Origin of the sequence: Pseudomonas sp. VA159-2, from assembly GCF_024126635.1 — a bacterium.
Lineage (GTDB): Bacteria > Pseudomonadota > Gammaproteobacteria > Pseudomonadales > Pseudomonadaceae > Aquipseudomonas > Aquipseudomonas muyukensis.
On the sequence record NZ_JAMYBV010000014.1, the window covers coordinates 126957 to 144480 of the forward strand.

Genomic DNA, 17524 nt, shown 5'->3' on the forward strand with positions numbered 1-17524 from the left:
GCCTCTATGGCCCTCCCGAATGGCTCCTGCCGGGGTCAAGCAAGCTGGGGCTGTGTAGGAGCGGCCTTGTGTCGCGATGGGCTGCGTAGCAGCCCTGGCAATTGTGCATGAGGCCAAGCCCTTGGGGCCGCTTCGCGCCCCATCGCGACACAAGGCCGCTCCTGCAAAGACAGGGCGCTGTCGCTGCCGTCAGCGATGCACCACGCCCGGCAGCACGCAGAGCATTTCGAACAGCAGGTTGGCCCCCAGCAGCGAGGTGTTGCCGGTGGTGTCGTAAGGCGGGGAGACTTCGACCAGGTCGCAGCCGATCAGGTCCAGGCCCTGGCAGCCGCGGATGATCTCCATCGCCTGGATGGTGGTCAAGCCACCGATCTCCGGGGTGCCGGTGCCCGGCGCCCAGGCCGGGTCGATGCCGTCGATGTCGAACGACAGGTACACCGGGCCGCCGCCGACTTTCTCGCGCACTTCGGCCATCAGCGGGGCCAGCGACTTGTGCCAGCATTCTTCGGCCTGCACCACGCGGAAGCCCTGGCGACGGCTCCAGTTGAAATCGTCGGCGGTGTAGCCCTGGGCGCGCAGGCCGATCTGCACCACGCGCTCGCAATCGAGCAGGCCTTCCTCCACGGCGCGGCGGAAGGTGGTGCCATGGGCGATCTTCTCGCCGAACATGTGGTCGTTGACGTCGGCGTGGGCATCGATATGCACCAGGCCGATCTTGCCGTGCTTCTTGTGCAAGGCCCGCAGGATCGGCAGGGTGATGGTGTGGTCGCCGCCCAGGGTCAGCGGGATGATGTTGTGCTCGAGGACCTGGTCGTAGGCCTCTTCGATGATGCGCACCGCGTCCAGCAGGTTGAAGGTGTTGATTGCCACGTCGCCGATGTCGGCCACCGACAGCGAGTCGAACGGCGCGGCACCGGTGGCCATGTTGTAGGGGCGGATCATCACCGACTCGGCACGGATCTGCCGTGGGCCGAAACGGGTGCCGGAGCGCAGCGAGGTGCCGATGTCCAGCGGCACGCCGATGAAGGCGGCGTCCAGGCCTTCGGCGCTTTGCAGGTGGGGCAGGCGGAGCATGGTGGCGATGCCGCCGAAACGCGGCATTTCGTTGCCGCCCAGTGGTTGGTGGAGGATCTTGTCCACGGTGGGCCTCATCAGTCGGTCGATTGTTCTGTTTGTTCGAACCTGTGCCGCCGCGCGCCAGGACGCCGTGTGCAGGCGGCGGGCAGGGCATTTCGCCGCAGTCTGCGCAAGGTAGTGCGCGGGAAGAATCGCTACCGCCAAATACTTACTTCAGGAATTTCTGAACTATCAGCAGCAAGCCGGGTTAGACTCCGGGCATATCCAGCCTGCGGAACCTCGTTGCATGGCCTCTTCGTTGCCCGACCTGAAACTGCTGCGTATCTTCGCCAGCGTGGTGCGCCACCAGGGTTTCGCCAATGCCCAGCGCGATCTCAACCTGTCGACCTCGGCCATCAGTACCTACATGAGCCAGTTGGAAAGCACCCTGGGCATCGTGCTTTGCCACCGCGGCCGGGGGGGCTTCAGCCTGACCAGCAAGGGCGAACTGTTCCACCAGGAGACCTTGCGCCTGCTCGGCGAACTGGATGGTTTCGAGCAGTACGCCGCCGCGCTCAAGGGCGAGCTGCGCGGCACCCTCAACCTCGGGGTGATCGACTCCACCGTCGGTGACCGCGCCTTGCCGCTGGCCGAGGCCATCGGCGCCTACAGCCAGGAGCATCCGGCGGTGCACCTGCACCTGTCGGTCTCCAGCCCCTATGAGTTGCAGTTGGGCGTGCAGGACAACCGCCTGGACCTGGCCATCGGCGCGTTCTCCTCGCGCATGAGCGGGCTGCTGTACCAGCCGCTGTATCGTGAGCAGCACTGGCTGTATTGCAGCAACCGCCACCCGCTGTTCGCCGAACGGCGCATCCCGGAGCCGGTGGTCACCCAGCAGCGCATGGTCGGCCGTGGCTACTGGAGCCAGGCCGAGCTGGCCCGGCATGGCTTCAAGCACAGCGCGGCCACCGTGGAGAGCATGGAGGCGCAGCTGATTCTGATTCTCTCCGGCGCCTACATCGGCTACCTGCCCGAGCACTACGCCCAGGCCTGGGTCGACCAGGGCGACCTGCGGGTGCTTTCTCCGGCCACCTTCGGCTACCAGGCGCCGTTTTCCCTGATCATTCGCCGCGGTCGTAGCCGGGAACCCTTGATCCAGACGTTCCGCGACCTGCTCAAGAGCCAGCTCAACGTGGGCTGAGCCCAAAGTTGTTCAACGCACTCTGTCAGGACGAGTAGATTTCCTACAAAACTTGACCGCCGACCTACTGGCCATCTGCTAAATATCTACTTGCTTTGATGATTTTCCCATTCATCTGGATAAGCAAGGGACCGCCAACGATGCGCATGAATTTGCCCGTCACTGAGCATGAAAGAACCTTTTCCCAAGACCAGCGGCTGATCTCCACCACCGATCTGAACAGCCGCATCACCTACTGCAACGACGCATTCGTGGCCATCAGCGGTTTCACCTACGACGAACTGGTGGGCCAGCCCCACAACCTGGTTCGCCACCCCGACATGCCGCCAGCGGTCTTCGGCCATATGTGGGACACCATCAAGCAAGGCAAGCCATGGATGGGCGTGGTCAAGAACCGCGCCAAGAACGGCGACTTCTACTGGGTCAGCGCCTATGTCACCGCGGTGTACGAGAATGGCCGCATCAGCGGCTACGAATCGGTGCGCTCGGTGCCTACCCGCGAGCAGATCCGCCGCGCCGAGCAGCTCTACGCGCGCTTGCGTGCCGGGCGCTCGGCGGTGCCCCTGGCGGCGCGCCTGGCCCATGGCATCGGCCATGGCTGGCCGCTGATCGGCGCCGGCCTGGTCGCGGCCGCCGGCTACTTGTGGCTGCCTCCCTACGCCGCCCTCGGCGTGCTGATGGCCAGCCTGCTGGCGGCCTGGTACCTGGTCGAGCACCGGCAGAACCAGTCGATCCGGCGCACGTTGCAGGAGCACCCGAAGGCCTTCACCAGCCCGTTGGTGGCGCTGACCTACAGCGACAATCCGGGCCTGCAGGGCCAGCTCGACCTGGCGATCATCAGCGAGGAGGCGCGCCTGCAGACCGCGTTGACCCGCCTGGTGGATGCCGGCGTCGGGGTCAAGTCGCGGGCCGCGCAATCGGCCGACCTGTCCGATGCCCAGGCGCAGATGCTCGACCGCCAGCGCAGCGAGACCGACCAGTCGGCCACCGCCATCGCGCAAATGGCGGCGACCATCCAGCAGGTCACCCACAACGTGCAGAGCACCGCCCACGCCGCCAGCGACGCCGACCAGCTGGCGCAGCAGGGCAGCGACCTGGCCGAGCAGAGCCTGCGCGCCATGGGCAGCATGCGCGAGGCGGTGAGCGACATCGGCCAGGCGGTCAATGCCCTGGCCGAGCAGACCCAATCGATCGGCAGCGTGGTGGACGTGATCACCTCGATCGCCGAACAGACCAACCTGCTGGCGCTCAATGCCGCCATCGAGGCAGCGCGGGCCGGCGAGCAGGGCCGGGGGTTCGCCGTGGTCGCCGATGAGGTGCGCTCGCTGGCCCAACGCACCCGCGCCTCCACCGAGGAAATCCACCACATCATCTCCACCCTGCGCTCTGGCGCCGACCGCGCGGTGGCCAGTGCCAGCCGTGGCCAGCAGATCTCCAGCGACAGCGTGCACAGTGTCGAGGCCGTGCAGGAAGCGCTGTCGGGGATCGCCCAGGCGGTCAGCCGCATCACCGGCATGAGCCAGCAGATGGCCACGGCGTCGGAGCAGCAGAGCCACGTGGCCGAAGACATCAACCAGCAGATCGTGCGCATCGCCCACCTGTGCGACGAGAGCGCCGGGCAGGCCAAGCAGGGGGCCGAGATCAGCCAGGACCTGGAGCGTATGGCGGATTACCTGCACAGCCTGGCGGAGCGTTTCAACCGCTGAAGCTGCTGCAGGTCACCGTGGGGCGTGGGAGCGGGCTTGCCTGGTGCTGGCGGTGCCGGTTTTGCCGTGGGGCAAACCCGCTCCACGAGCGCCTGGCAGCAACCCGAGAATGGCAACCCTGTGGCAAACTACCCGCCCCAAGGAGCCCACGATGTCCAGACCCCGCTGCGAGCGCTGCCAGCGCCCGCTTGCCCATTGCCTTTGCCCGCTCATCCCGCAGCTCGACAGCCGTACCCGGGTGCTCGTGCTGCAGCACCCCAGCGAGACCGCCCACGCCCTGAACACCGCGCGCCTGGCGGCCCTTGGGTTGGTCAATGTCGAGTTGCGAATCGGCGAGGTGTTCGACGATCTAGCGACGTTGCTGGCCACGCCGGGCTATCGCCCCGTGTTGCTGTTCCCTGGTGACGAGGCCGAGGTCCTGCAAGGCTACGGGCAGGATAATCAGCTGCCCCTCATGCTGATCGTGCCGGACGGCACCTGGCGCAAGGCGCGCAAGCTGCTCTACCTGAACCCGCTGCTTGAGAGGCTGCCAAGGGTGACGCTCGGCCACGTCCAGCCCTCGCGCTATCGGTTGCGCAAGGCACCGCAGCCGGGAGCGTTGTCGACGCTCGAGGCGGTGGTGCAGGCGTTGAACGTGCTGGAGGCTCCGGCAGCGTTCGATGAGTTGCTGCGCCCGTTCGAGGCGCTGATCGAAGGGCAGATCGAGGCCATGGGCGCGCAGACGTATCAGCGTAATCATCGGCAGGTGTGAATTGCAGCCCGCCAGATCTCGCAACCAGCCCGTCATGTGCCGCGCTGATGGTCCGTGGGAGCGGGCTTGCCCGGCGATCGGGCCGCCATGCTGGCGATCACCGCTCGCGCAACGCCTCCGTCCGCGCCTTGAGTACCGGCTTTAGCAGGTAATCCAGCACGCTCTTGTGCCCGGTGATGATATCCACCGTGGCCACCATCCCCGGGATGATCAGCAGCGGCTTGTTGTCCCCGCCCAGGTGGTTCTTGTCGGTGCGCACCTGGATCAGGTAGAACGCATTGCCCTTGTCGTCGGTGACGGTGTCCGCGCCGATCAGCTCCAGCTTGGCCTTCAAGCCGCCATAGATGGTGTAGTCATAGGCGCTGAACTTGACCATCGCCGTCTGCCCCGGGTGCAGGAACGCCACGTCCTGGGGCCGCACCTTGGCCTCGATCAGCAGGTTGTCCTCGATCGGCACGATCTCCACCAGGTCGCTGCCTGGCTGGACCACGCCGCCGATGGTGTTGACCTTGAGCAGCTTGACGATGCCGCGCACCGGCGAGACCACCGTGGTGCGGTTGACCCGGTCGTCGATGGCGATGCTGCTGGCGGTGATCTTCGACAGTTCCGTGCGCTTGTCGTTGAGCTCCTTGGCGGCCTCGGAGCGGAAGCTGGCGTCGGACTCCTGGACCTTGCTGCGGATCTCGGCGATCGCCGCCTCGGCCCGGGGGATCGCCAGGTTGGTGGCGTTCAACTGGCCGCGGGCCTCGACGCTGCGCTGCTTGAGGCGCAGGATCTCCACCGGCGAGATGGCGCCCTTGCCGACCAGCGGGGTGGACATGTCCAGCTCCTGTTGCAGCAGGCCCACCGCCGAGCGGTACTGGTCGACCTTGGAGCGGAACTCGGCCAGCTCCTGGGTCTTTTGCCGCAATTGTTCGTTGAGGGTCTGTTTTTCGCTGGCCAGGCGTCGCTGGCGCGATTGGTACAGGGCGATCTCGTCCTCGGCCACTTGCGGCGCCTTGCCCCGAACCTCGTCGGAGAGCACGAACGGGCGCCCCTCGGCCTCGGCCGACAGGCGCTCGACCTGGGCGGTGAGGGCGTAGCGGTCGGCCTCGCTCTCGCCCTTGTTCGACTTGAAGCGGGTGTCGTCCAGGCGCAGCAGGGTGGCGCCCTTGTCGACCATCTGCCCTTCGCGCACGAAGATTTCGGTGACGATGCCGCCCTCGAGGTTCTGCACCACCTGCACCTTGCTCGAGGGAATGGCCTTGCCTTCGCCGACGGTGACTTCGTCGAGCACCGCGAAGTTGGCCCAGGCCAGGGCCACCAGCAGCAGGATCGCCGCCAGCCACACGGTCAGGCGCGACAGGCTGGGCGACTCCTGCAAGGTGGCGCCGGCCAGCTCCGGCATGTAGTCGCGTTCGGCGCGGCTGTCGGTGCCCTGGAGGTAACTGCGCACATTGGGGAAAAGGCTCATGGGCTACCTCGGCGAAGTGGCATCGTGGGAGCGGGGTTGGTTTACAGCGCCGCGCCGATCCGGCCTTTGCGCAGGGCGTCGATCACCGCTTCCTTCGGCCCGTCGGCGACGATCTTGCCGTTGTCCAGCACCAGCAGACGGTCGACCAGGCTGAGCATCGAGGTGCGGTGGGTCACCAGCAGCAGGGTCTTGCCCGGCACCCACTCCTGCAGACGCTGGCGTAGCTGTTCCTCGCTGCTGTTGTCCATGTGGCTGGTGGGCTCGTCGAGGATCAGGATCGGCGGCTCCAGCAACAATGCCCGGGCCAGCAGCACCGCCTGGCGCTGGCCGCCGGACAGCAACTGGCCACGCTCGCCCACCGGCCGGTCGAAACCTTGCGGGTGCTGACGGGCCAGCTCGCTGACGCCGGTCAGCTCGGCCACCTCGAGCATGCGCGCGTCGCTGACATGGCGCGCGCCCAGGGTCAGGTTGTCGCGCAGGCTGCCGGCCAGCAGCGGCAGATCGTGGGCCACGTAGCCTATCTGGCTGCGCAGGTCGGCGATGTCCAGCTGGCGCAGGTCGAGGTTGTCCAGCAACACCTGGCCTTCGTCGGGGTGGTGGAACCCCATCAGCAGGCGCGCCAGGCTGCTCTTGCCCGAGCCGCTGCGGCCGATGATGCCGATGCGTTCGCCCGACTTGAGGTTGACGCTGACATCGTTGAGCGCCGGCGCGACCTGGCCTGGGTAGCGAAAGGTGACATGGCTGACGCTGATGCCGCCGTGCAGCGTGGTGTGCGCCAGCGCCTGCTGGCGGGCCTCGCGCTCCTGGGGCAGGCTCATCAAGGCGTCGGTGCTGCGCATGGTCAGTTGCGCCTGCTGGTAGCGGGTGATCAGCCCGGCGATCTGGCCGAGCGGGGCGAGCACCCGGCTGCCGAGCATGTAGCTGGCCACCAGGGCGCCGACACTGAGGTTGCCGGCGATGATGCTGTAGACCCCGGCGACGATGGTGGCCATGCCGCAGAACTGCTGGATGAACAACGTGCCGTTGCTGGCCAGCGACGACAGGTTGCGGGCATGGGCGTCCAGCCGGGCGATGGCGCCGTTGGTGTGTTCCCACTGGTACTGGCGCTCGCTTTCGGCGCCACAGGCCTTGAGGGTTTCCAGGCCGCCGAGGGTCTCGATCAGCAGGGCCTGGCGCACGGCGCCCAGGCTCAGGCTCTTTTGCACGGTGTCGCGCAGGCGCACCTGGATGAACAGCGCCAGGCCCACCGCCACCGGGAAGGCCACCAGCGGGATCAGCACCAGCCAGCCGCCGAGCAGGCCGATCACCAGCAGCATCAGGGCGACGAAGGGCAAATCGATGATGCTGGTCAGGGTGACTGCGGTGAGGAATTCGCGCAGGCCCTGGAAGTCGTGGATGCTTTGGGCGAAGCCACCGATGGTGGCCGGCCGCGCCTTCATGCTCATGCCGGTGATGCGTTCGAACAGGGTGGCGGAGAGGATCAGGTCGGTCTTCTTGCCCGCCTGGTCCAGCAGGTGGGCGCGGACCATGCGCAGCACCAGCTCGAAGGCGGTGCCGATGAACAGGCCGGCGACCAGCACCCACAGGGTGGATAACGCCTGGTTGGGCACCACGCGGTCGTAGGTCTGCATGACGAACAGCGGCACCATCAGCCCCAGCAGGTTGATCAGCAGGCTGGCCAGCAAGGCGTCGCCGTACAGCCAACGGGAATGGCGCAGGGTATCGCGGAACCAGGCGTTGACCCGCGGAATCAGCGGCGCGCGCACGTCCTCCAGGGTATGCCGCGGACGCGCGAACAGGGCCTGGCCGCTGTAGGCTGCGGCCAGGGCTTGCGGCTCGACCCACTGCTCGCCGCCTTCGGCCTCGCACGGCAGCAGCAACGCCCGGCCATTGTCGCCCCAGCGTTGTAGCACGGCGCTGCGCCCATCGTTGAGGATCAGCAGCACCGGCAGGTTGAGGGGGGAAATGGCGCTCAACTGGCGCTGCAGCAGGCGCGCCTGCAAGCCGGCACGGGCCGCGGCGCGCGGCAACAGGGCCAGGCCCAGGCGTTGCTCGGCCAGGGGCAGGCCGCTGCACAGGCTGGCACGGCTGGCCGGGCAGCCATGCAGCTTGCACAGGATCAGCAGGCCATCGAGCAACGGATCATCAACATCCAGGCGCGGTTGCGCGCTTTGCAGACTGGTCACGATGGCCTACTCCTGTCGCGATGGACGGCAACCGGGCGTTGGCAGGGCTTGCCTGCCAGGCGTCAGCGCATGTCGGGCAACCTCGCCTCGTTACGGACTTCGCTCTTGGCGATGGCTTCCGGCGGCAGCGAGATACGCTGCTTGCTCAGCAGTTCGCCCATGTTGGCCAGCAGCCGGTACATGGAGAACTCTTCGGTGTAGCGCACTTCGGTGTAGCGCCGGTTGGCGTTGTACAGCTCGTTCTCGCTGTCGAGCAGGTCGAGCAGGGTGCGTTGGCCCAGGCCGAACTGGTCCTGGTAGGCGGCGCGCACGCGCTGGGTGGTCTCGGCGTACTCGCGCGCGCTCGGGGTTTGCTTGCGCGCGTTGTTCATGGCGTTCCAGGCCAGGCTCAGGTTCTCGTTGAGCTCGCGCAGGGCGTTGTTGCGGATGTCCATGGCCTGGTTGATCTTGTGCGCGTCCGACTGCAGGCGGGCCTTGTCGCTGCCGCCGCGGAACAGGTTGTAGCTGAGCTCGACACCGGCCTGCCAGTCGTTGTTGTCGTGGCCTTTCTGGCCGCCGAGGTTGTTGTTGGCACCGGTGGCCAGCACCGCGTCCAGGCGCGGGTAGAACGGCGACTTGGCCACTTCGTATTGCTGCTCGGCGGACTGCACGTCGGCCTGGGCCGATTTCAGGTAGGGGTTGTTCTCCAGCATGCCTTGGCGCGCGGCGGCGATATCGGCCGGCACCTCGGCCTTGATGGTGCTGGGCGTTTCCAGCTCGTCGGGCATACGGCCGACCACACTGAAGAAGTTGGCCTCGGCGTCGGCCAGGTCGACCTCGGCGGTGTCCAGGTTGTTCTCGGCCAGGGCGCGACGGGCGCGGGATTGGTCAAGGTCGGCGGTGCTGCCCACGCCGCGCTCGCTGCGCAGGCCGATCTGGTCGTTGACGCGCAGGTGAGCCTGCAGGTTGTTGCGCGCCAGGGTCACCAGCTCGCGGCGCTTGAGTACTTCGAGGTACACCTCGATCGCGCGCAGGGCCACGGTCTCGGCGGTGGCCTGGGTGTAGTAGGCACGGGAGTTGGCTACCGCTTCGGTGCGGCCGACTTCATTGGCGGTGTTGAAACCGTCGAACAGCATCTGGCGCAGACGCAACTCGGACTGGGTGTAGCTGAGGGTCTCTTTGTTGTGGTTGCGCCTGCCGTCGGCATCGAAGGTACGGGTATTGGTGTTGTCCGAGCGCTGCCGGCCGTAGCCGGCGACCAGGTCGACGGTTGGGTAGTACCCCCCGCGGGCGAACTTCACATCCTCGTCGGCCGACAGCCGGCTGTTACGGCTGGCGCTGATTTCAGGATGCTGGTCCACGGCGTTCTGGACAGCCTCGGTGATCGACATCGCCTGACTGTTGGCACACGCCATGGCCAACAAAATCGCACTGGTGATGGGGGTTAAAGCGCGCATGGGGTACATCTCCCTGGTCTTGAAAAAAGTCCTGCAATTCGCCAAAAAAATGACGAAATATTGGTATCAAACCGTTTCAGGTTTGTAACAACAGAGCTAAGAACATTTACCGGGCGAGCTAAGAAGATTTTTTCATAAGATATATGCGAAAAAAAACTTATGCGGTCTAAGGAATCCGAGACATTGTTTCATTCAGGTGCTTGCGGAACCCAGCCGGTACAGGCGGTTTCCGGGCTTCGGAGAAAGTTCCAGATTTTTTGCAGCTAAGGAGAGAGGGGAGGAGGGCAAAAGCGGAATTTGGCGACAAAAAAATGGCACTCAATAATGGCCATTCTCCATCACCGCTGGCGCAGCCATCGTCACACGGAGCGTGATTTCTCACGAACGTGACAGCAACGATCCACCCGTTGGAACGTTGCGCAAACTACCCGATACGCCTTGATCTGCGAAAAGCCCATCGGCAGGGGAGGCGTACGCTCATGGCTAAATTAGTCGGTGTAGTCAGCAAGGTAGTCGGCCAGGTATTCGCGGTAGACAATGACGGGCATCGCCGTCTGCTGGTGGAGGGCGATCGCCTGTTCGCCGGCGAACAACTGGAAACCGGCAGTGCCGGTGCCGTGGCGGTGCGCCTGCACAATGGCGCCGAGCTGACCCTGGGGCGTGACAGCAGCCTGCAGATGTCCCCCGAGCTGCTGGCCAACCGCGCGCCCCATGTGCAGACCCCGGACCTGGTGCCCAACGATGGCCAGCTCAGCGATGTCGAGCGCATCCAGCAAGCCATCGCCGCGGGCGCCGACCCCACCCAGGAAGCCGAAGCGACGGCGGCTGGCGGCAACCCGGCCGGTGTGGCCGGGGCGCTGGGCGGCGGCCACAGCTTCGTGATCCTGACCGAGGTAGCCGGGCGGGTGGATCCCACCATCGGTTTTCCCACCGCAGGCTTCAATGGTTTCCCGCAGTTGGCCAACCTTGAACTCGGCGCGCTCGACACGAACGACGACAACGGCCTGCCGCCGCTGGCGGCGGACAACCCGGTCAGCCTCGATGGGCTGGAGGTCAGCCCCGGCGAGCTGACCCTGGACGAGGCCAACCTGCCCCAGGGCTCGGCGAGCAACCCGGCGGCCTTGACCCAGGCCGGCAGTTTCAGCGTGGTGGCCGCCGACGGGGTGTTCAACCTCAGTGTCGCTGGCATCAACGTGGTCACGGCGGGGGTGGTGACCGGCGTCGGCCAGTCCATCGTCACCGGCCTGGGCAACGTTCTGACCATCACCGGCTACAACCCGGCCACCGGCGTGGTCAGCTACAGCTACACCCTGACCGGTGCCGATCAGCATCCCGATGCGGCCGGCAACAATACCTTGGGCGAGCACTTCCCGGTATGGGTCAGCGACAGCGATGGTGACGTGGCCAGTGGCTCGCTGGATGTGATCATCCGCGACGACGTGCCCAGGGCGGTGGACGACGGCAATGCGGTGAGCGCCACCGAGCAGCACCTGGAGCTTACCGGCAATGTGCTGAGCAACGACGTGCAAGGCGCCGACCGCATTGCCAGCGGCCCGGTGGTGGCGGGCACCTTCGTCGGCACCTATGGCACCCTGGTGCTGGCCGCGGATGGCACCTACACCTACACCCTCAACCCGGGCGATGCCGACTTCCAGAACCTGCACGGCGGCGGCAGTGGGGTGGAGACCTTCACCTACACCCTGAAGGACGCCGATGGCGATACCAGCACGGCGACCCTGACCCTCAATGTCAGCAACCTGAACGACCCGGTCACTCTCGCCGGCCTGGACGTGGAAGGCGGCGAGTTGATGGTGTTCGAGGCGAACCTGGCCGACGGCAGCGCCCCTACCCCAGGCGCGCTGAGCCAAAGTGGCACCTTCACCGTAACGGCGCCGGACGGCTTGCAAAGCCTCACCGTCGGTGGCATCAGCGTGGTCAGTGGCGGCGTGGCGGCGGGCTTCCCGCAGTCGATCACCACCGACCTGGGCAACACCCTGACCATCACTGGCTACAACCCCGCCACCGGCGTGGTCAGCTACAGCTACACCCTCATCGCCAGCGAAACCCATGCCAGCGGCGAGGGCGCCAACAACCTCGCGGAAAGCTTCACGGTCGTTGCCAGCGACACCGATGGCAGTAGCGCCAGTGGCACCCTGGACGTGACCATCGTCGACGATGTGCCCAACGCCGTGGACGACACCAATCCCGCCACGGCCACCGAGCAGCACCTGGCACTCACCGGCAACGTGCTGGGCAACGATGTGCAAGGCGCCGACCGCATCGCCAGCGGCCCGGTGGTGGCAGGTACCTTCGTTGGCACCTACGGCACCCTGGTGCTGGCCGCGGATGGTACCTACACCTACACCCTCAACCCGGGCGATGCCGACTTCCAGAACCTGCACGGCGGCGGCAGCGGCGAAGAGACCTTCACCTACACCCTGAAGGACGCCGATGGTGACACTAGCACCGCAACCCTGACCCTCAACGTGCTCAACCTCAACGACCCGGTCACCCTCGGCGGCCTGGACGTGAACGGCGGCGAACTGACCGTCTACGAGAAAAACCTGGCCGACGGCAGTGCGCCGAACCCTGGCGCCTTGACCCAGAGCGGCAGCTTCAGCGTGATCGCGCCGGATGGCTTGCAAAGCCTCACCGTGGGTGGCATCAGCGTGGTCAGTGGCGGCGTGGCGGCGGGCTTCCCGCAGTCGATCACCACCGACCTGGGCAACACCCTGACCATCACCGGCTACAACCCCGCCACCGGGGTGGTCAGCTACAGCTACACCTTGCTCGACAATGCCAGCCACGCCACGGGCGATGGCACCAACAACCTGGTGGAGCAGTTCACCGTCACCGCGACGGACACCGATGGCAGCAGCGCCAGCAACACGCTGGAGGTGAATATCGTCGACGACCTGCCCAAGGCCGAGGCCGACACCGCCAGCGTCGTCGAGGGCGGCACGGTCAGTGGCAACGTGCTCGATAACGACAGTTCCGGTGCTGATGTGCGGGCCGACGGCCAGTACGTGGTCGGCGTGCGCGCTGGCGCCGACACCTCGACCTCCGCCCTCGGCCAATTGAACAGCAACGTCGCCGGCCAGTACGGCTACCTGACCCTCGACGCCCAAGGCAACGCCAGCTACCACGCCAACCCCAACGCCGTGGCCCCGCCCGGTGCCACCGATGTGTTCGTCTACACCGTGCGTGACGCCGATGGCGACGAAAGCACCACCACCATCACCATCGATGTGCGCGACTGCTCGCTGATCGCCGCTGCCGACAGCGAAGTCACGGTCTACGAAAAAGCCCTCGACCTGAACAAGGATGGCAACGACCTGGCAGGCGGCACGGTGCTCGGTAGCGAACCGGGCTCGGCCGCCGAGACGGCCAGCGGCTCGCTGGCGGGCTCGAGCAGTGGCGGGGTCGGCGCGCTGACCTACGCGCTGGTTGGCAGTTCCACAGGCCAGTACGGGCAGATTCAGCTGAATGCGGACGGTAGCTACACCTATACCCTGACGTCCCCGGCGAACTCGCCAAGTCACCTCAACGATGGCCCGAACGTGCTGAGCGAGACCTTCACCTATGAGGTCAAGGATTCGCTGGGCAACTCGACCACCAGCACCATCGTCATCAGCATCGTCGACGACGTGCCCAAGGCCCACAGCGACTTCGCCAACGTCTATGAAGGCGGCACGGTCAGCGGCAACGTGCTGGTCAACGACGTGATCGGCGCCGATGTGCCGGCCGATGGCAAGTACGTGGTGGGCGTACGCGCAGGTAGCGATACTTCCAGCTCCGCCCTCGGCCAGTTGGGCAGCAACGTGGCTGGCCAGTATGGCTACCTGACCCTGGACGCCCAGGGCAACGCCACCTACCACGCCAACCCCGATAGCGTGGCGCCACCCGGCGCGACGGATGTGTTCGTCTACACCATCCGCGATGCCGACGGCGACGAAAGCACGACCACCATCACCCTCGATGTCCACGCCATTTCCCTGGTGGTCTGCCCGGACGACACGGCCAAGGTCTATGAAAAAGCCCTGGATCTGAACAAGGACGGTAACGACCTGGCACCCGGCACGGTCACCGGCAGCGACCCGCACGCCACCAGCGAAACCACCAGCGGTTCGCTGGCCGGCTCAGTGAGCGGCGGTATCGGCGCCCTGACCTTTACCCTGGTCGGCAGCGCGCTCGGCCAGTATGGCCAGCTCCAGCTCAATGCCAACGGCAGCTACACCTACACCCTGACCGCGCCGGCCCATTCGCCGGTGCCGGCCAACGACGGCGCGAACCTGGTCAGCGAAAGCTTTACCTTCCAGGTGAAGGACTCGCTGGGCAATACCACCACCAGTACCCTGGTCGTCAGCATCGTCGATGACGTGCCCCAGGCCCATTGCGATGTGGTCTCGGTCAGCGAAGGCGGCACGGTCAGTGGCAATGTGCTGGACAACGACGTGGTCGGCGCCGATGTGCGCGGTGATGGCCAGTATGTGGTCGGGGTGCGCGCAGGCACCGATACCTCCACCTCGGCCAGCGGCCATGTCGGCGAGCAGATCGCCGGCCAGTATGGCTACCTGACCCTCGACAGCCAGGGCAACGCCACCTACCATGCCAACCCCAACAGCGTGGCGCCGGCCGGTGCCGCGGATGTATTCGTCTACACCATTCGCGATGCCGATGGCGACGAGAGCACCACCACCCTGACCATCAATGTCCAGGACAGCAAGCTGGTGGCGGCAGTCGACAACGATGTCACTGTCTACGAGAAGGCCTTGGACCTGCTCCAGGATGGCAACGACCTGGCCCCGGGCACCGTCACCGGCAGCGAGCCGGGCGCCAGCAGCGAGACCGCGTCCGGCAGCCTGGTCGGTGCGGTCAGCGGTGGCGTCGGCGCGCTGACCTACAGCCTGGTCGGCAGCAGCACCGGCCAGTACGGCCAGCTCCAGCTCAATGCCGATGGCTCCTATACCTATACCCTGACCTCGGCACCGAAGACCCCTGGCGGTGCCGACGACGGTGCCAATACCCTCAACGAGTACTTCACCTACAAGGCCACCGACGCGCTGGGCAACAGCGTCACCAGCACCATCGCCATTAACATCGTCGACGATCTGCCAAGCGTGTCCTCGGCGGTGCGCAGCATCATCCCAGGCCAGGTCGACTCCAACATCCTGCTGGTGATCGATGTGTCCGGCAGCATGGACGTCGCCTCCGGCGTGCCGGGCCTGAGCCGCCTGGAGCTGGCCAAGCAGGCGATCAACGCGCTGCTCGACAAGTACGACGAGATGGGCGACATCAAGGTGCAGGTGGTCACCTTCGCCACCGGCGCGACGCTGCAGACGCCAGTCTGGGTCACGATCGGCGAAGCCAAGAGCCTGATCGCCGGGCTCACGGCCAATGGCTCGACCTACTACGATTCGGCGGCCAGCAAGGCCCAGGAAGCCTGGGTCACCTCCGGCAAGCTGGTGGGGGCGCAGAACATCAGCTATTTCTTCTCCGACGGCGAGCCGACCTCGGGGCACTCGATGACGGCCGTGCGCGAGACAGCCTGGGAAACCTTCCTCGACAACAACGCGATCAAGTCCTACGCCATCGGCATGGGCAGTGGCGTCAACGAAGGCAACCTCAACCCGCTGGCCTATGACGGCAGCAGCCACACCGACACCAACTCGGTGGTGGTCACCGACCTCAACCAGCTCAACGCGGTGCTGTCCGGCACCGTGCAGGGCGCGCCGATCACCGGCAGCCTGATGAGCGGCGGCGATTTCGGTGCCGACGGTGGCTTCATCAAGGCGCTGCTGGTGGATGGCACCACCTACACCTACGACCCGAAAGCCAATGGCGGGCAGGGCGGCTACACGGTCAGCGGCGGTGTCGACAAGGCCATGTTCGATACCGTTGGCAATAGCCTGAACATCAAGACCAGCCTGGGCGGCACCTTGCTGGTGAACATGGACAACGGCGAATTCACCTACACCCCACCCAAGGACAACGGCAGCAGCCAGGTCGAGCGCTTCACCTTCACCGCCAGCGACAACGACGGTGATACCCGCAGCGCCACCCTGACGGTGAACATCAACAGCAACAGCGCGCCGCTGGCTGGCGCCGACCACATCATCAGCAACATCAGCGGGGCCACGCTGACGGTGCCGGCCGAGGCCCTGCTGGCCAACGACAGCGATGCCGACCACGACCGCCTGAGCGCCGCGCCGATCACCTTCAACACCGACTTCGCCGACAAGGGCGCGGGGTTCACGGCAGGCACCCAGGCGCGCACCATCACCTTCGATGCCACCCAGAACCGTACCGAGAACCAGTTCCGCGACCTGGCGCGCAGCGAGTTCACCAGCCTCAATGGCACCCTGACCGCGGCCCTGGTGGTGGCCGGCTACCTCGGGTCGATCAGCACCAGCAACGCCAACGACGAGGACACCCTGACCGTCACCCTGCGCAAGGGCGAGACCCTGACCCTGGACCACGACCGCCCGGCCGGCAACCTGATGATGGAATGGAAGGACGCCGGCGGCAGCTACCAGAGCATCGCCGACGGCGGCAGCTTCACCGCCAGCCATGACGGGGTGTACAGCATCCATGTGGTCAACACCGAGAATGCCTCCGGCAACAGCAAGGCTGCCGAAAACTACAAGCTGAGCATGCTGGTGGACTACAGCAACGCCAGCAACGACACCTACCACGGCAGCTACACCGTGAGCGACAACCATGGTGGATATGCCGCCGGCGCGGTGGATATCAGCTACCAGGCCGGCAACACGCTCACCGGCACCGCGGGTGACGATGTGCTGTTGGCCGGCACCGGCGATACCACGCTCAACGGTGGCGCTGGCAACGATGTGCTGGTGGCGGGGGCAGGCAACAACAGCCTGTACGGCGGCGAGGGCAACGACCTGCTGATCGGCGGGCCGGGCAACGACCTGCTCGACGGTGGCGCCGGCAACGATACCGCCAGCTACGCCCGGGCGAGCGCCGGGGTGAGCGTCGACCTTGGCCATGTCGGGCAGCAGAACACCGTGGGAGCCGGGCTCGACACCCTGACTGGCATCGAGAACCTGGTCGGCTCGGACTACAACGACACCTTGATCGGCAATGATGGCGACAACCTGCTCAACGGCGGTGCGGGCAACGATGTGCTCAAAGGCGGTGCGGGCAACGATACGCTGATTGGCGGACGCGGCGACGACAGCTTGAGCGGTGGCAGCGGCAATGACGTGTTCGTCTGGCAGAAGGGCGATACCGGGCACGACACCGTGACCGACTTCACCCCTGGCAGCGATCGCCTCGACCTGTCGCAATTGCTGCAGGGCGAGAGCGCCACCAGCGCGTCACTGGACGACTACCTGCATTTCAAGGTCAGCGGCGTGGGCGGCAACGTGGTGTCGACCATCGAGGTCAGCAGTGTCGCCGGCGCCGCGCCGACCCAGACCATCGACCTGGCCGGGATCGACCTGGCGCAGCATTACGGGGTGTCGGCCGGGGCGGGCGGGGTGATCGCCGCTGGGCACGATACCGCGACCATCATCAATGGCATGCTCAATGATCATTCGTTGAAGGTGGATACGGTGTAAGCGGCGGGGGATGAACCGAGGCGTGCTGATGATCGGGGTTTACGCATTCCCTTGTAGGAGCGGCCTTGTGTCGCGAAAGGGCCGCAAGGCGGCCCCAGGATTTCAGCGTTGATGCAAAGATCGCAGGGGCCGCTTCGCGGCCCTTTCGCGAC

8 protein-coding genes are annotated in these 17524 nt (G+C 66.0%); 4 read left to right on the plus strand and 4 right to left on the minus strand.

All coding sequences use genetic code 11. From position 1 onward, the window contains the following. Positions 1–189: 189 nt before the first annotated feature. Complete coding sequence (gene speB / locus NJG22_RS15710) at positions 190–1140, minus strand: agmatinase (RefSeq protein ID WP_217849168.1); 951 nt, start codon at positions 1138–1140, stop codon at positions 190–192. 223 nt (positions 1141–1363) lie between these two features. On the opposite strand from speB, the gene NJG22_RS15715 reads away from it, so the two are divergent. The 3 genes from NJG22_RS15715 to NJG22_RS15725 all read left to right on the plus strand — a co-directional run bounded on the left by NJG22_RS15715 (position 1364) and on the right by NJG22_RS15725 (position 4714). Continuing rightward, a complete protein-coding gene (locus tag NJG22_RS15715; protein WP_253095751.1) occupies positions 1364–2257 on the plus strand; it encodes a LysR family transcriptional regulator in 894 nt (297 codons plus the stop codon). 140 nt (positions 2258–2397) lie between these two features. Continuing rightward, complete coding sequence (locus tag NJG22_RS15720) at positions 2398–3963, plus strand: PAS domain-containing methyl-accepting chemotaxis protein (RefSeq protein ID WP_253095752.1); 1566 nt, start codon at positions 2398–2400, stop codon at positions 3961–3963. A gap of 151 nt (positions 3964–4114) precedes the next feature. Then, entirely contained in the window at positions 4115–4714 is a 600-nt protein-coding gene (locus tag NJG22_RS15725; protein ID WP_253095754.1) for a DTW domain-containing protein, read from the plus strand. Positions 4715–4811: 97 nt separating this feature from the next. Here the strand turns inward: NJG22_RS15725 and NJG22_RS15730 are convergent, their stop codons facing one another. The 3 genes from NJG22_RS15730 to NJG22_RS15740 form a co-directional block, all read right to left on the minus strand. Then, positions 4812–6167: an HlyD family type I secretion periplasmic adaptor subunit gene (locus NJG22_RS15730; protein WP_253095756.1), complete on the minus strand. Its 1356-nt coding sequence runs from the start codon at positions 6165–6167 to the stop codon at positions 4812–4814. A gap of 41 nt (positions 6168–6208) precedes the next feature. Continuing rightward, positions 6209–8353, minus strand: a complete 2145-nt coding sequence (locus NJG22_RS15735) for a type I secretion system permease/ATPase (RefSeq protein ID WP_253095758.1) — start codon at positions 8351–8353, stop codon at positions 6209–6211. Between the two features lie 62 nt (positions 8354–8415). After that, positions 8416–9789: a TolC family outer membrane protein gene (locus tag NJG22_RS15740; RefSeq protein WP_253095759.1), complete on the minus strand. Its 1374-nt coding sequence runs from the start codon at positions 9787–9789 to the stop codon at positions 8416–8418. A 479-nt stretch (positions 9790–10268) separates the two neighbouring features. Here NJG22_RS15740 and NJG22_RS15745 point away from each other — a divergent pair, with 479 nt between their 5' ends. Further along, positions 10269–17372 (plus strand): retention module-containing protein, encoded by a 7104-nt coding sequence (locus NJG22_RS15745; protein ID WP_253095762.1) that lies wholly within the window; start codon positions 10269–10271, stop codon positions 17370–17372. The last annotated feature ends 152 nt before the right edge of the window (positions 17373–17524 follow it).

Bases quoted from the DNA above. Each gene is read 5' to 3' on its own strand.
- NJG22_RS15730 (WP_253095756.1), bottom strand. From the start codon at position 6,167: ATGAGCCTTTTCCCCAATGTGCGCAGTTACCTCCAGGGCACCGACAGC.
- NJG22_RS15715 (WP_253095751.1), top strand. From the start codon at position 1,364: ATGGCCTCTTCGTTGCCCGACCTGAAACTGCTGCGTATCTTCGCCAGC.
- NJG22_RS15725 (WP_253095754.1), top strand. From the start codon at position 4,115: ATGTCCAGACCCCGCTGCGAGCGCTGCCAGCGCCCGCTTGCCCATTGC.
- NJG22_RS15745 (WP_253095762.1), top strand. From the start codon at position 10,269: ATGGCTAAATTAGTCGGTGTAGTCAGCAAGGTAGTCGGCCAGGTATTC.
- NJG22_RS15720 (WP_253095752.1), top strand. From the start codon at position 2,398: ATGCGCATGAATTTGCCCGTCACTGAGCATGAAAGAACCTTTTCCCAA.
- NJG22_RS15740 (WP_253095759.1), bottom strand. From the start codon at position 9,789: ATGCGCGCTTTAACCCCCATCACCAGTGCGATTTTGTTGGCCATGGCG.